Consider the following 15,224-nt stretch of genomic DNA (forward strand, 5'->3'; position numbering starts at 1 on the left):
TTGATCGTGCCTTTTTTATTTGCTTTAAAATATATTTCTTTGTTAGGTATTACTATGATTTTTGGAGGGGTGTTAAATGGAAAGAAAACCTGTACTATGCCCTTGCTGCGGAAGCCGCCTGATTGATGAGTCGGTAACAACGGAATGCAACACATATGAAATAGAAAGGAACAAACAAAAGCTCGCAGATTTTTATGTTAAGTGCTGGAAATGCAAAAAAGACATTGCAATTGTTATGACAAGTAAAAATTAGAAACATACTTCGTACAGAGCACCATCCGATAAACCGAGATAGGAGCCTGACAAGTAGCTGTAAAGCTATGCGTCAGACTCCTTTTTTTGTTTTCAGCTGCTTGTCATGCTCTTGAAAAAATTCAAGAGCTATAAAAAGTATTGCAGATACGTCCAAGATAAGCAAACAGACGTGTTTTTAAGCAGTTGTGTATTAGCTCTTGAAATTAAAAAATTCAAGGAGCTAATGACATGAAAATCACGTACAAATTTGCAACTGGTGAAGTAACCGCAATTGAAGTATCTGACGAAATTGGAGAAATTCTGATTGACCTTGACCGCAAGGAGTACAACGTCAATCACAAAGAAACCCGCCGCCACACCTCATTGGACGGCCTCGATTTTGAAGGAAAGCTGTTTGCTGATAACATCGACATTCCACACCTGCTGGAGCAAAAGGAAACCGCCCAAATGGTGCGTGCCGCCGTGGAACAGCTCAAGCCCAAGCAGCGCGACCTGATTTATGCTTTGTATTTGTCGGACAAACCGGTTTCACAGGCTGAATATGGCAGGCAACTTGGCATTGCTGAAACCAGCGTTCAACAGAATGCCAGAAGAGCAAAACAGGCTCTCAAAGAAATTCTTGAAAAAGTGTAGGGGTCAGGCCCCTGCGCTGGCCTAAGTAATGAAGGGTAACAAAACACATTCCTTCAGAAAGAGGTGAACGGTGTGAAACATGAACTTAAGATCAGCGTTTCAAAGAAGCCACAGACCGGAGGCATCGTCCGATGTCGTAATGTGACCCTGCGTGAGCATGTGCTTCGCCGCCTGTTTGGCGAAAAGCAAAAGCTGATCGTTTTAATTCCCGGCGACAGTGTAGAATCGCTGTCAATCAAAGAAATTGAACCACAAGGAGGTATGATCCATGAGTCGAATCAAACTACTGCTCGATGTTGCATCTGACCTGCGCAGCTTGGCAGACAGCCTGCAAGCCGTGGTCAGTGCTACTGATCAGGATGAACCAGCGCCGGAAACAAAACCTGTCAAGGAAAAGGTATCACCACTCGCGCCTAAAGAATCGTCCGTTACGATTGAGCAGGTGCGTGCAGTACTTGCCGATAAGAGCCGCTCGGGTAAAACGGCTGCAGTCAGAGACTTGCTTGGTGAGTTCGGGGCCGCAAAGCTCAGTGAAATTGAGCCGGACAAGTACCCTGCACTGTTGCAGGCAGCGGAGGAACTGTAATGGGTCAGCATGCTGCTCTTTCCCCTTCCAGTTCCCATCGCTGGCTCAACTGCAGTCCGTCTGCAAAATTGGAACAACAGTTTGCTGACAGTGAAAGCGAAGCGGCTGCTGAGGGTACCGCCGCCCATGCTCTGTGTGAACACAAACTCAAGCGGGCATTAAAAATGCGGTCAAAGAAACCGATTTCACGTTTTGACTGTGATGAAATGGATGCGTTCACAGACGGCTATGTGGATTTTGTCCTTGAAACACTGGCTCAAGCAAAACAGCGGTGCAAAGACCCCATAGTGCTGATCGAGCAACATCTGGATTTTTCATGTTATGTCCCGGAAGGCTTTGGTACTGGGGATGCCCTCATTGTCGGAGACGGCATATTACATGTCATCGATTTCAAGTACGGCCAGGGAATTCTCGTGGATGCAGAGGATAATCCGCAGATGAAACTGTATGCGCTCGGCGCTCTGGAGCTTTTCGGAAACCTGTACGACATAGACGAAATTTCTATGACCATTTACCAGCCGCGTCGGGAAAATGTCAGTACATGGACGATTTCCATTGCTGCCCTAAAAGAGTGGGCTGAACAAATTTTGAAACCGCGTGCCATCCTCGCCTACAACGGCAAAGGTGATTACTGTCCCGGTGAATGGTGCCAGTTTTGCAAAGCGGCGGTTAAATGCCGCGCTCGCGCTGAAGCAAAATTGAATCTCGCAAAATATGAATTTGCCCTTCCACCCCTGCTGACAGACGATGAGATAGAAGAAATTCTCTCAAAACTGGATGACCTTGCAAAGTGGGCAAGCGATATCATGGCCTACGCCACAGATTCTGCCATCAATCATGGCAAGCAGTGGACTGGTTACAAAGTTGTCGAAGGCCGGTCAGTTAGAAAGTACACAGACGATACTGCCGTTGCCGAAGCTGCCCAAGCTGCAGGTTACATGGATATTTACAAACAGAGCCTCATCACACTGACCGAAATGGAACGCCTGATGGGAAAAGAGCAATTCGCCGAGGTCTTGGGTGGCCTCATTCAAAAACCGCCCGGCAAGCTGACTCTTGTCCCAAATTCGGATAAGCGTCAGGCAATTGAAATATCAGATGTTCACAATGATTTTAAGGAGGACTTATAAATGAATAAAAATGTTTCTACTAAGGTTGTAACTGGTGTTGTCAGGTTGTCTTACGCTAATATTTGGGCTCCAAAGTCCATCAACGGGAGTGCTGAAAAATACAGCGTCAGTGTCATTATTCCCAAGAGCGACACCAAAACGCTTAATGCCATCAGCAGTGCTATAGACACCGCTATTAAGGAAGGTGCGTCCAAGTTCGGCGGCAAGGTTCCAAATAAGGCTTCCCTCAAACTTCCGCTGCGTGACGGAGATTCCGAACGTGATGATGAAGCCTATAAAAACGCCTATTTTGTAAATGCCAACTCCAAGGTTGCTCCGCAGATTGTCGACCGGGAACTCAATCCCATTATCGACAAAGATGAAGTGTACAGTGGCGTTTATGCCAGAGTTTCAATGACGTTCTATTCTTTTAACTCAAATGGCTCGAAAGGTGTGGCCTGTGGATTGGGCAATATCCAAAAAATCCGCGACGGCGAACCTCTCGGCGGCAGAAGCAGTGCGGATGATGACTTCGCAACCGCAGTCGACGATGACTTTCTGTCCTGATATATGAAAAATCTAAGTATCGATATTGAAACCTATTCGTCGGAAAACCTCGCCAAGGCCGGTGTCTACCGGTACAGCGAGGCTCCCGGTTTTGAAATCTCGCTGTTTTCCTATTCTGCGGACAATGGCCCCATCAAAGTAGTCGACCTTGCCTGCGGAGAACAGCTTCCTGATGAAGTCCGGCTTGCTATTCTTGACCCCGCAGTTATCAAGTGGGCATTTAATGCACAGTTTGAAAGGGTGTGTCTATCCCGTTATTTTGGTGAGTGGTTGTCCCCGGCATCATGGCATTGCACCATGATATGGGCCGCAACTTTGGGGCTCCCCCTCTCCCTTGATGGTGTTGGTGCCGTACTCGGTCTGGAAAAGCAAAAAATCAGAGAAGGCAAAGACCTTATCCGGTATTTCAGTGTTCCCTGTAAACCGACACAGAGCAACGGCCAGAGAACCCGTAATTTCCCGAGTGACGCACCGGAAAAATGGACTGCCTTCAAAACCTACAATATCCGTGATGTCGAAGTAGAAATGAGCATCAAGGATAAACTTTCCAAGTTTCCTGTATCAGAAACCGAATGGCAAAATTATATGCTTGATCAGAAGATCAATGATCGGGGTATCCGCCTGGACATGGCATTGGTGAAACAGGCCATCCAGTGTGATGAAAGTTTCAGAAAAACACATCTTGCAAAGGCGCAAATTCTGACGGGGCTTGCAAATCCCAACTCGACCCAGCAGCTGAAAGGCTGGCTTGAGGAAAACGGGTTACAAGTTGATTCTTTAAATAAAGCTGCTGTCAGCGATTTGCTATCCGAAGCCAGTGGAGCCACAAAGCAGGTATTGCAGCTCAGGCAAGAACTTGCCAAAAGCAGCGTGAAAAAATATACAGCAATGCAAAATGCTGTATGCGCAGATGGTCGTGCCCATGGGTTACTCCAGTTTTATGGAGCAAACCGTACTGGCCGTTTTGCCGGAAGGCTCATTCAGGTACAGAACCTTCCACAAAATCATCTTCTTGATTTGGAACAGGCCAGAGAACTTATCCGTTCCGGTGAGTTTTCAGCAGTGGAGATGCTCTATGACTCCGTTCCGATGGTATTGTCAGAGCTGATTCGCACAGCCTTTGTGCCAAAGGACGGCTGTCGATTTTTCGTGGCGGACTTTTCGGCAATTGAAGCCCGCGTCATAGCGTGGCTGGCTGGTGAGCATTGGCGCATGGACGTTTTCGCAAACGGCGGTGATATTTATTGCGCTTCGGCGTCTCAGATGTTTCATATGCCTGTTGAGAAAAACGGCATCAATGGGCATCTGCGACAGAAAGGAAAAATTGCAGAACTGGCGCTTGGATACGGCGGTTCAGTTGGGGCACTGACCGCGATGGGCGCGTTGGCAATGGGCGTTCCAGAAGAGGAACTGCTCCCTCTGGTCAAGGCGTGGCGCAACTCAAATCCGAACATTGTGCGTTTCTGGTGGGATGTGGACAGCGCCGTTCAAAAAGCAGTCAGAGAAAGAACCCACACACAGCTTCAGGGTCTGGACTTTGAGTACCAAAGCGGAATCCTGTTTATCCGGTTACCGTCTGGCAGATGGCTTGCCTATGTAAAACCCCGTATTGAAAAGAACCGGTATGACCGCGATGCGGTGACCTATGAAGGTGTCGGAGAATCGAAAAAGTGGCAGCGCATTGAAAGCTATGGCCCGAAATTCGTGGAAAATATCGTGCAGGCCACATCCCGTGACATTCTTACCGACGCGATGCGCCGATTGAACTCTCATGGATACAAAATCGTGATGCATGTCCACGATGAGGTTGTCGTGGAAGCGCCGCCCGATACATCACTTGATAAACTCTGCTCATTAATGAGCGAAACACCTGCATGGGCCAAAGGGCTACTTTTGCGGGCAGACGGATATGTTTGCGATTTTTATAAAAAGGACTGAGGTGACTATGAATATAAACAAATTTAATTCGGAACGGTATTCAGATCCAACCGCTTTTGAGGCATTGACCCGTATCGAACAGGAAGCGAAAAAGACATTCTTCAGACCAATGGTTTTCATTTCTTCCCCTTTTGCTGGAGATGTAGCGTGCAATATCTCAAAAGCACAGGAGTATTGCCGCTTTGCAGTGTCAAAAGGCTGTATCCCCATAGCGCCGCATTTGCTTTTCCCTCAATTTATGAACGATGCAAATCAGGCCCAGCGCGACCTTGCACTTTTCATGGGTATGGTGCTTATGGCAAAGTGTGCAGAGGTGTGGGTGTTCGGCGGTTATATTTCCAAAGGTATGGCGGTGGAACTTGAGAAAGCAAAAAGCCGTAATATGGTCATTCATTATTTCAGTGAAAATTGTGAGGAGGTGCAGCAAAAATGAAGATTGCAATCGGCAACAGCCGAATGGATAAGAAATGGAAAAACAAAGAGCTTTCCTGGAAAGAATTTCTCGCCCGTGTGGGTCAGACTACCCGGACAACTGAGACAGTTTCCGAATACCGTACACTGAACAAGGGAAAGCAGGACGCAATCAAGGATGTCGGAGGTTTTGTTGGCGGGCATCTCAAGGAAGGCCGCCGCAGAAACGGCAACGTACTCTGCCGCTCCATGCTAACTTTGGATATGGACTATGCCACATCGGATATTTGGGATGAGATCACGATGCTTTCCGACTGGCAGTGCTGCATGTATTCTACCCATAAACATACACCGGAAAATCAGCGCCTGCGCCTGATTATTTCGCTGGCTCGTGATGTCAGCGAGGATGAATACCCTGCTCTTGGCAGAATGGTTGCAAAAGAAATCGGGATTGATCTGTTTGATGATACCACATATGAGTCAGCGCGTCTCATGTACTGGCCCTCTACTCCATCTGACGGAGAATTTATTTTCAAGCACCGTGAAGGCCCGCTGCTCAACCCGGACGATTACCTTTCCCGTTATAAAGATTGGCGTGATGTTTCAACATGGCCTACCTCTACCCGCCAGTCGGAGGTTGTCCGCACGAGCCTTGAAAAGCAGGCCGATCCGCTGGCAAAGCCGGGTATGGTTGGTGTTTTCTGCCGAGCCTACTCCATTGAAGATGCGATTGATTCTTTTCTTTCAGATGTGTATGAACCCAGTGTTATGCAGGGTCGTTACGATTATATTCCAGCCGACTCCACTGCAGGCGTGGTAGTTTATGATGGTAAGTTTGCTTATTCCCATCATGCTACCGACCCGGCCTGCGGCAGATTGCTGAATGCTTTTGACCTTGTGCGCTTTCATAAATTTCATGATTTGGATGATAGCGTAGCGGATGGTACCGCGCCGGGCAATTTGCCATCCTATAAAGCAATGCAGGATTTCGCCGTTAAGGATGAACGCGTCAGGCTCCTTCTCGCAGAAGAACGCAAAGCCGCAGCGGAATCTGAATTTTCCGGAGCAGACAGCGACTGGCAAACGCAGCTTGAACTTGATAAGCAGGGTGGCGTGAAAAACATTCTGCGGAATTTGATTCTTATTCTTGAAAACGATGAGAATCTAAAAACCATTGTATTTAACCAGCTCAGTGACGGCATGGAGATAATGGGTGAGGTCCCTTGGCAGCATCCCGCAAAGTTCTGGCGCGATGCCGATGATGCACAGCTCATCAGTTATATTGACAGGCGCTACGGTACCTTTTCCTCACGCAACTATGATATTGCCGTCGCGAAAGTAACCGACGACCGCTCTTACCACCCAATTCGTGATTTTCTCAGTGTATTACCCGAATGGGACGGCATTAAACGTGCCGACACATTGCTGGTGGATTATCTTGGTTCGGAAGATACGCCTTATGTCCGGGCAGTCACCCGCAAAACGCTGTGTGCAGCTATTTCCCGCGTTTTACATCCAGGCTGCAAATTTGATTCCATGCTTGTACTCAACGGCCCGCAGGGTGTTGGCAAAAGTACCCTTATCTCCAAACTGGCAGGCGAATGGTTTTCCGACAGCCTCAATCTTTCGGATACAAAAGATAAAACCGCAGCTGAAAAGCTGCAAGGGTACTGGATTCTTGAGATTGGTGAACTGGCTGGTCTGAAGAAGGCCGAGGTCGAAACGCTCCGCAGTTTTCTCTCCCGGCAAAACGACATCTATCGTGCCAGTTTTGGTAAGCGCGCCACGCCGCATCTGCGTCAGTGCGTTTTCTTCGGCACGACCAACGCGGAAAAAGGGTACCTGCGTGATACCACCGGGAACCGCCGCTTCTGGCCGGTCAAAACCCCAGGCGGTGGAGCACGGATGTCATGGCAGCTCACGGAGCAGGAGATTCTGCAAGTCTGGGCCGAGGTACTGGTGTACGTCAAAGCCGGAGAAAAGCTTTACCTCGACAGCACTATGGAAGAACAAGCCAAAAACGAGCAGCGCGAAGCTATGGAAAGTGACGAGCGTGAGGGGTTAGTTCGCGATTACCTTGACACCCTGCTCCCGGAGGACTGGAGCAAGATGGATGTTTTTGAGCGACGTAACTTCCTGGATGGCAGCGAGTTTGGCGAATCCAAGCGCAAAGGAATCTACCGCCGTGAATCCGTTTCGAACATTGAAATATGGTGTGAATGCTTCAGCAAAGACCGCACGGTACTCAAAAGGGCGGACAGCAATGAGATTTCTGCCATTATGGCTCGCATTGGAGGATGGACAGGTTTGGTGAAAAAAGAGCGTATTCCGAACTATGGAAGCCAGTGGTTATATGTTCCGAAAGGCTCAGATTCTCGGAGCACCGGGAACGATACATGATTGCAGGAACAGTCGCTTTCCGTTCCGATGCTCCAAACTTACCCTGTCGGAACACCCCATCGGAACGGGCGGCGGCCCCACTGGCAGCTAACAAAAGAAGCAGTGTTGTTCCATTGTTCCAAGACTTCTATATGTATTTAAAATGGATAATAAAGATAGGACATATGCACGCAAACACGTATATGCGCGCGTATAGGGGATTTTTGTATCATGGGAACGCGAATGAGGTGTCAGTTATGAGAGAAATACAAATTGAAAAGGCTCTGAATAAAGCTGTTTACGGCATGGGAGGACTCTCGCTTAAGTTCATATCGCCGGGTTTCGATGGAGTGCCAGACCGGCTGGTGCTTCTCCCCGATAAAAAATTCGCCTTTATTGAGTTGAAAGCACCAAATAAAAAGATGCGCCCGCTTCAGGTAAAGCGGAAAACACAACTGGAAGTGTTAGGATTTCCGGTTTACTGCATAGACAGAATGGAGCAGATTGGAGGAATACTGAATGAAATACGAACCACATGAATATCAGTTTTATGCCACTGATTTCATTTTGAATCATCCCATCGCGGCGATATTTCTTGACATGGGCCTTGGCAAAAGCGTTATAACACTCACCGCCATCGATGATCTGATGTTTGACAGTTTTGAAATCCGAAAGGTGCTGGTCATTGCTCCTCTGCGTGTTGCAAGAGATACCTGGCCTGCTGAAATCAAAAAGTGGGATCACCTCAGCCTGCTTCGGTATTCCACAATTATCGGTACAGAGAAACAGCGCACGGAAGCGCTTATGAAAAAAGCTGACATCTACATCATCAACCGGGAGAACATAAAGTGGCTGGTTTGTGACAGCGACGTTCCTTTTGATTATGATATGGTGGTCATTGATGAGCTGTCGTCCTTTAAGTCCTACAGTTCACAGCGTTTTAAATATCTTAAAAAGGTAAGACCATCGGTAAAAAGAATGGTCGGTCTTACCGGAACGCCTTCCCCTAACGGTCTTATGGATTTATGGGCCGAAATCGGTATTCTTGATATGGGCCGGCGGCTTGGACGGTTCATTGGTAGGTTCCGGGATACTTACTTTCTACCCGATAAGCGCAATCAGACCACCATTTTTACCTATAAGCCCGGTGAAGGTTCAGAAAAGGCTATTTATGAAAAGATTTCTGATATCTGCATCAGCATGAGGAGCATTGATTTTCTCAAAATGCCGGAATGCATTTTCAATAATGTGTTGGTTACGATGTCAAGTGCAGAGCGCACACTGTATGAATGGCTTAAGCAGGATTTGGTGCTTTCCTTTGCTGACGGGGATGTGGATGCCAAGAGTGCGGTCGGTTTGACCAATAAACTGCTGCAAATGGCAAATGGAGCGGTTTATAACGAAAACGGCGGCGTTCAGCAGATCCACGACCGGAAACTGGATGCACTGGAAGATCTGATTGAAGCAGCCAATGGAAAACCGGTAATGATTGCCTACAGCTACAAGCACGATCTGACCCGAATCTGTCAGCGGTTCCATGCCCGAAAAATTGATACTTCTGAAGATATTTCTGATTGGAATGCCGGTCGGATACCTGTGGCTATCATACATCCCAAGTCTGCAGGCCACGGCCTAAATCTTCAAATCGGGGGTTCCACTCTGATCTGGTTCGGTTTACCTTGGAGCCTTGAGGAATATCAGCAGACCAATGCCAGGTTATGGCGGCAGGGCCAGCCGGATTCAAGAGTGGTTATCCACCATATTGTCACCAGAGGCACTATTGATGAAAATGTACTGCAGGCGCTCAGTCAAAAGGAAATAACACAGACTGCCTTAATTGCGGCGGTCAAAGCAAACCTGTGGGGAAAGGAAGGATTGCATGACAAAGAAAGAGCTGTCCCAGCTGTATTACCTCAACCGCGAAATTGAAGAGCAACAGCGTAGGCTGGCAGAGCTTGAAGAAGCCGCAACTTCCTGCACCGCACATATTACCGGTATGCCTCATGTGAAGGGCGTATCCGATAAAGTCGGGGATTATGCCGCAGAAATTGCAGACCTCAAAAGTCTGCTAGACCTGAACCTGAAAAAATGTTTTTATGAACTCAGCCGTCTGAATCGGTATATACAGAGCATTGACGACAGCGAGATGCGGCAGATTCTTTCCCTGCGATACATTAACGGCCTTAGTTGGAATCAGGTAGCCGCCAGCATCAGCATTTATGCCACCGAGGACAGCGTAAGGAAAGCACATGATCGGTTTTTACGAAAAAACAAATCTTGTCCGAAATGTCCGCTTTAGATATGCTACAATAATAGCGTGGAAAGTGTAAATAAAAGTGAGCGGCAAAAAACCTGTCCGATATGTCCGCTTTCCATCTGCTATAATAAAAGAGTAAAAGAATACTTAAGAGCTTCCGAGTAATATCGGGAGCTTTTTTCGTTGAGGTGACAATATTGGAATTCAAAAAACTTCCCATCAGTACGCTTATCCCGGCTGCATATAACCCACGTAAGAATTTAAAACCCGGTGACCCGGAATTCGAGAAGATACGCCGCTCCATAGAAGAATTCGGGTATGTTGAACCGGTCATTGTTAATTCAGATATGACAATTATTGGCGGTCACCAACGTGTGAAGGTGCTGTCGGCTTTAGGCTATACCGAAATTGACTGTGTGATTATTGAAGTTGATAAAACCAAGGAAAAAGCGCTGAATATCGCACTTAATAAAATTACCGGTGACTGGGACACTGCATCCCTCGCGCAGCTTTTAAATGAGCTTGACAAAGAGAGCTACAATATTGAGCTTACCGGTTTTGACTGGGATGAAGCGGAAAAGCTGCTTAAAACACTGGATGAAGATAAGGATAATTCCAAAGATGACGAATATGACATCGTTGTTCCCGAAGAGCCGATTTCACAAAAAGGCGACATCTGGCTTTTGGGCAGACACCGGCTGATGTGCGGTGACAGCACCATCCCAGACGATATGAAAACACTGACCGAAGGCAAGCGTGTGGAGATGACTTTCACCGATCCGCCTTGGAACGTAAATTACGGTGCGACCGACCATCCAAGCTGGAAACAGCGCACCATTAAAAATGACTGCATGTCGGAAGAAGATTTCAAAGAGTTTATGTCAAAATCATTCGCCTGCATGGCAGAATCACTTGTAGTCGGCGGTATGGTTTATGTTGTGATGTCCGCGCAGGAATGGGGTTCCCTCATGCCCGCTCTCGCGGATAACGGCTTTCACTGGTCGTCCACAATTATCTGGAATAAAGACCGATTGGTACTTTCCCGCAAAGATTATCACACCCGGTACGAGCCGATTTGGTACGGCTGGAAAGACGGTGCTCCCAGAATTCACCCGCTCGCCGACCGTCAGCAGTGCGATGTTTGGGATATTCCCCGCCCAAGCAAGAGCGAAGAGCACCCAACCATGAAACCGGTGGAACTGGTGCAGCGTACCATCGAAAACAGTTCCAAACACGGTAATTTTGTGCTTGATCAGTTCGGCGGCAGCGGTACGACCCTTATCGCCTGCGAAAATTCTGGTCGCACCTGTTTCATGATGGAACTTGACCCCAAATATGTTGATGTTATCGTAAATCGGTATATTGATAAAGTCGGGGTTGCCAATGAAGTTTTCTTATTACGTGGAAATGAGAAAATTCCATATGAACAGGTTCAAAAGCCACTTGACTAATTCTTCCTCCTGAGTGATGAATGTTGTAAATTCAAAATTAGGAGGATTTTTATGGAAAGACAGGAATTAGTTGATACGCTCAGAAGCCTATCACAGCAGGCTGAGCAGAATGGTTTGAAAAAAGTGTTGATGCCGCAAATATTGCCCACTGATATGGCTGACTCCAAGCGGATTGAAGAATTAATGCAAACTGGAGAGCTGCCGGAAACATTTACTTCATATGAGATTCCGTTTCTCCTGCATTTTATTGCGGATATGATTGAAGAATAACGAGGAACTGGGGCGAACAACCCCTTTTTCTCATGGTACGTGAATGTGCTTGATATTATAAAATAATGCCCACACGGGCAAAACGTGGGGCAATGAAAGAAGGTGTATGCCATGAGCCGCAAGGGAATCCAAAACAAAAACAGTAAATATGAAACGGACATTCTGCCCCGCCTTTCGGACATAAAAGACTGGATTGCCGAGGGTGACTCAGTTCGTGATATTTGTCACAAACTATCCATCTCTCCCGATACCTGGTATCGGTACTGCAAAGAGCACGAAACACTTTCGGAACTTGTAAATATGGGCAGGAGCCTGCTCAATCAGGACGTGGAAAAATCGCTTTTGAAGCTCTGCACCGGTTATGAGTTTGAGGAATTAAAGACCATCGTCGAAGAAGACAGGTCTGGCAAAAAGCGCACCAAGCTGGAAAAAACCAAACGGCACCAGCCGCCGTCCGCACAGGCCATCGCATTTTTTCTGCGCAACCGCTGTCCCGAAGAGTGGTCTGATAAAAAGCAATTGGTGCTTGATACCACCCAAAATGAGCAGGCGCGCAAGCAGCTGTTTCTGCAAATGCTTTCCGGTGATGCCCCATCCGAAGCGGATGATGATTCCGATGACGAGTTTAACGATGATGGTTAAATTTCAAACTCATTACGGAATTAGTGTTATGTTATGAGATTTGTCTTGACTTAGCACCCTACAAGAGTGATTAATGGTAGTACCAAAGGATGGTGCTGCATTATGATGAATCTCGAGAATTTCCGATTATACCTGATGCGCGAGGAGCGCAGTGAAAACACAATTTCCTGCTACTTGCGCGATGTGAAAGGCTTTTTTGATTGGTATGACAAGGAACTGGAGCGGATAACGGAGTATGATTTGATTGCATACAAGAAATATCTGCTTGCAAAAGAGAAAACAGTCATTACTTCTAACCGAAAGCTCGCCAGTGTCAACGCTTTTTGCCGATACCTGTATGATGAGCGCCTGCTGCCAGAAGCCTATGCCGCAAAACTCACCAAGAATCGAGATAAGCGCAATTACAAAGGCCTTTCGGAGCAGGACTTGACTGCACTGCATAAAACAATCCTGCAAAAAGGGAATCCAATGCATATTTGTATCATCGAATTGTTGTTTGGGACTGGTGTTCGTGTGAGTGAACTGACAGGTCTGACCCTTAACGATATTACCATAAGCGATACTGGCAGCCATATCCGAGTGATTGGCAAAGGAATGGTCAACCGCACACTTCCCCTCAATGCCACAGCAAAGCAAGCACTGGTACAATACCTTGCAGTACGACCAGAGAGCAGGACACAGCGGCTCCTGTTGGGGCAGCGCGGCGCACTGGGCAGAGGTGCCGTTGAGATTATCCTATGTAACTATGGCAAGGCACTTGGAATTAAGGTCACACCGCATATGCTTCGCCATTCGCTCGCCTATCGGCTAATTAAAACTGGCACTCCCATGACGACTATCCAGCAGATACTCGGGCATGAGAGTATTCTCACCACGAACCTTTACACGCAGACCACCGAGCAGGACAAGGCTGACGCTTTGCAGGGCTTAGCTTGGTAAACGTAACAGAATATATCGAGCGATGCTGGAAACAGTGTCGCTTTTTTCGTTGGGAGGGGTGCTTCTATCTGCAAAAAAGCGCCCCACAGCTGAAGCTCCGAAAATTTTTACAGTACATTTTTCAGAAATAATTGCTTATGGGAGGCGGGATTATGCAGGAGGAGGCACAACGGCAAAATACTTTGCTGATTGAATACTTAAACCGGTATTTCCCGCAGGATAAATTAAAGCAATTGATTCAGGAGTTTACTTTTTCAGAGCTTAGAAAACTGCTCGGTGAAATGGACATTGAATTTTTCGCTCTGTGCTATTTCCCTAAGTATTTTGACCGACCATTTGGTAGTTTTCATAAGGAACTGTTTTCCGAACTGAAATATATGCTGGGAAACTGCGGGCTGATTGAAGCGTTCGGCCTACCCCGTGAGCATGGAAAAAGTACCATTAACTCATTTCTGTTTCCGCTCTATTCTACATTATATAATAAGTCGCAGTTTACATTGATTATTTCGGCAACAGAGCAGATTGCTTTGCCGTTTCTCGATATGATCAAGGATGAACTGGAAAATAACAAATTGCTGATTGAGGATTTCGGCATTGAAAAGGGCAACCGGTGGAACAACAATGAAATATGGATTCGAGGTCGCGGCATTGATGCCTGCATCATGATTCGTGGCATTGACGGCTCCCTGCGCGGCATCCATTTTAAGCAGTACCGTCCACAACTTGTGCTTCTCGATGATTTGCTGAAAGACGATACCGCAAAATCTGAAACCAAGCGTGAGCAGGTGAAGTCCACTTTTACCGATGTTGTGATTCCAATTGGTACAAAAGAAACGAATATCCTTGTGGTTGGTACCGTTCTTCACGAAGAAGATTTGATGGCCGAACTGCTCAAAGGCAAAATCTCCGGGGTTCGTTCCATTCGCAAGGCGGCAATTCTATCCTTTTCAGAACGCGACGACCTTTGGGGAGAATGGGAACGGCTGTACAACAATCTTTCTGACCCGGAAAGGATTGACACCGCCCGCACTTATTATGAAAATCATCAGGATGAAATGTTGGAAGGCACCGAAATTCTGTGGCATGAATATCTTGATTACTATTATCTGATGTGTAAAAAGCAGTCCATGGGTGATAAAAGTTTTTACAAAGAATTGCAGAATGACCCGCGCTCCACCGATGATTACATTTTTCAGAATATCTCCATGTGGGAGAGCCTCCCGGATTACACCGATTTGGAGGTCGTTATGTATGTTGATCCTGCCATCAAAGCCGGGAAACGCAATGACTACTCTGCTATTACAATATTAGGTAGGCAGGAGAAAACCGGTCAGATGTATGTACTGGACGGCAGCATTTATAAACTGCTGCCAGACGACCTTTTTCAGGTAGCCATTGAAAAACTGCAGCAGTTCCCTATTGAAAAAGTCGGGTTTGAAGCAACGCAGGCGCAAAGCTATATGAAGCAAAAATTTGAAGAAAGCCTGTGGGAGAAGCGTATCTTTACACCGGTGGAAGAAGTCAATTCTAAAGGGCAAAAGCATGAGCGCATCATTACTTTGGAGCCAGATATCAAACGCGGATTTATTCTTTTCAATCCTGCAAATATGGCGTATAATAATCAAGTAAAGGATTATAACAAGGGCGCAAAACACGACGACGCACCGGACAGCCTTTACGGTGCTGTGCAGTTGGTACAGGGCGTACAGAGTTTGAAGTTCTTTGACCGAGGGCTGCTGTTTTAATTGATTTGAAACAAAAGACTATACTTAAGAAGGTGCAGTTAG

General features: G+C 46.9%; 17 protein-coding genes. All 17 read left to right on the top strand.

Going from position 1 to position 15,224, the window contains the following annotated elements; all coding sequences use genetic code 11:
- Positions 1 to 76: 76 nt before the first annotated feature.
- The 17 genes from ACRQU7_RS07735 (at position 77) to terL (ending at position 15,182) form a co-directional block, all read left to right on the top strand.
- Complete coding sequence (locus ACRQU7_RS07735) at positions 77 to 253, top strand: hypothetical protein (RefSeq protein WP_444644963.1); 177 nt, start codon at positions 77 to 79, stop codon at positions 251 to 253.
- Between the two features lie 230 nt (positions 254 to 483).
- Positions 484 to 888, top strand: a complete 405-nt coding sequence (locus ACRQU7_RS07740; protein WP_444644965.1) for an RNA polymerase sigma factor — start codon at positions 484 to 486, stop codon at positions 886 to 888.
- A gap of 72 nt (positions 889 to 960) precedes the next feature.
- Positions 961 to 1,194, top strand: coding sequence for a hypothetical protein (locus tag ACRQU7_RS07745; RefSeq protein ID WP_444644967.1), 234 nt, complete (start codon positions 961 to 963; stop codon positions 1,192 to 1,194).
- On the top strand, positions 1,157 to 1,474 hold the full coding sequence (locus ACRQU7_RS07750) for an rRNA biogenesis protein rrp5 (RefSeq protein ID WP_444644969.1): 318 nt from the start codon (positions 1,157 to 1,159) through the stop codon (positions 1,472 to 1,474). Before ACRQU7_RS07745 ends, ACRQU7_RS07750 begins: the two co-directional genes overlap by 38 nt.
- On the top strand, positions 1,474 to 2,604 hold the full coding sequence (locus ACRQU7_RS07755; protein WP_444644971.1) for a DUF2800 domain-containing protein: 1,131 nt from the start codon (positions 1,474 to 1,476) through the stop codon (positions 2,602 to 2,604). The genes ACRQU7_RS07750 and ACRQU7_RS07755 overlap by 1 nt, the downstream gene beginning before the upstream one ends.
- On the top strand, positions 2,605 to 3,150 hold the full coding sequence (locus tag ACRQU7_RS07760) for a DUF2815 family protein (RefSeq protein ID WP_444644973.1): 546 nt from the start codon (positions 2,605 to 2,607) through the stop codon (positions 3,148 to 3,150).
- A 3-nt stretch (positions 3,151 to 3,153) separates the two neighbouring features.
- Complete coding sequence (locus tag ACRQU7_RS07765) at positions 3,154 to 5,088, top strand: DNA polymerase (RefSeq protein ID WP_444644975.1); 1,935 nt, start codon at positions 3,154 to 3,156, stop codon at positions 5,086 to 5,088.
- A gap of 7 nt (positions 5,089 to 5,095) precedes the next feature.
- A complete protein-coding gene (locus ACRQU7_RS07770; protein ID WP_444644977.1) occupies positions 5,096 to 5,521 on the top strand; it encodes a DUF7768 domain-containing protein in 426 nt (141 codons plus the stop codon).
- Positions 5,518 to 7,899, top strand: a complete 2,382-nt coding sequence (locus tag ACRQU7_RS07775) for a VapE domain-containing protein (RefSeq protein WP_444644979.1) — start codon at positions 5,518 to 5,520, stop codon at positions 7,897 to 7,899. Before ACRQU7_RS07770 ends, ACRQU7_RS07775 begins: the two co-directional genes overlap by 4 nt.
- Before the next feature lie 236 nt (positions 7,900 to 8,135).
- On the top strand, positions 8,136 to 8,417 hold the full coding sequence (locus tag ACRQU7_RS07780; RefSeq protein ID WP_444644981.1) for a VRR-NUC domain-containing protein: 282 nt from the start codon (positions 8,136 to 8,138) through the stop codon (positions 8,415 to 8,417).
- A complete protein-coding gene (locus ACRQU7_RS07785; RefSeq protein WP_444644983.1) occupies positions 8,398 to 9,807 on the top strand; it encodes an SNF2-related protein in 1,410 nt (469 codons plus the stop codon). The genes ACRQU7_RS07780 and ACRQU7_RS07785 overlap by 20 nt, the downstream gene beginning before the upstream one ends.
- Positions 9,758 to 10,177 carry an RNA polymerase subunit sigma-24 gene (locus ACRQU7_RS07790; protein ID WP_444644985.1) on the top strand — a complete coding sequence of 140 codons (420 nt, stop codon included), beginning with the start codon at positions 9,758 to 9,760 and terminating at the stop codon, positions 10,175 to 10,177. Before ACRQU7_RS07785 ends, ACRQU7_RS07790 begins: the two co-directional genes overlap by 50 nt.
- Before the next feature lie 155 nt (positions 10,178 to 10,332).
- A complete protein-coding gene (locus ACRQU7_RS07795; protein ID WP_444644987.1) occupies positions 10,333 to 11,586 on the top strand; it encodes a site-specific DNA-methyltransferase in 1,254 nt (417 codons plus the stop codon).
- A gap of 51 nt (positions 11,587 to 11,637) precedes the next feature.
- On the top strand, positions 11,638 to 11,856 hold the full coding sequence (locus tag ACRQU7_RS07800; protein WP_444644989.1) for a hypothetical protein: 219 nt from the start codon (positions 11,638 to 11,640) through the stop codon (positions 11,854 to 11,856).
- Positions 11,857 to 11,967: 111 nt separating this feature from the next.
- On the top strand, positions 11,968 to 12,498 hold the full coding sequence (locus tag ACRQU7_RS07805) for a transposase (RefSeq protein WP_444644991.1): 531 nt from the start codon (positions 11,968 to 11,970) through the stop codon (positions 12,496 to 12,498).
- Between the two features lie 102 nt (positions 12,499 to 12,600).
- Positions 12,601 to 13,437, top strand: coding sequence for a tyrosine-type recombinase/integrase (locus ACRQU7_RS07810; RefSeq protein WP_444644993.1), 837 nt, complete (start codon positions 12,601 to 12,603; stop codon positions 13,435 to 13,437).
- A gap of 152 nt (positions 13,438 to 13,589) precedes the next feature.
- Entirely contained in the window at positions 13,590 to 15,182 is a 1,593-nt protein-coding gene (terL, locus tag ACRQU7_RS07815; protein ID WP_444644995.1) for a phage terminase large subunit, read from the top strand.
- Positions 15,183 to 15,224: the final 42 nt, after the last annotated feature.

This window comes from Caproiciproducens puteiluti (assembly GCF_052442865.1).
Lineage (GTDB): Bacteria > Bacillota > Clostridia > Oscillospirales > Acutalibacteraceae > Caproiciproducens.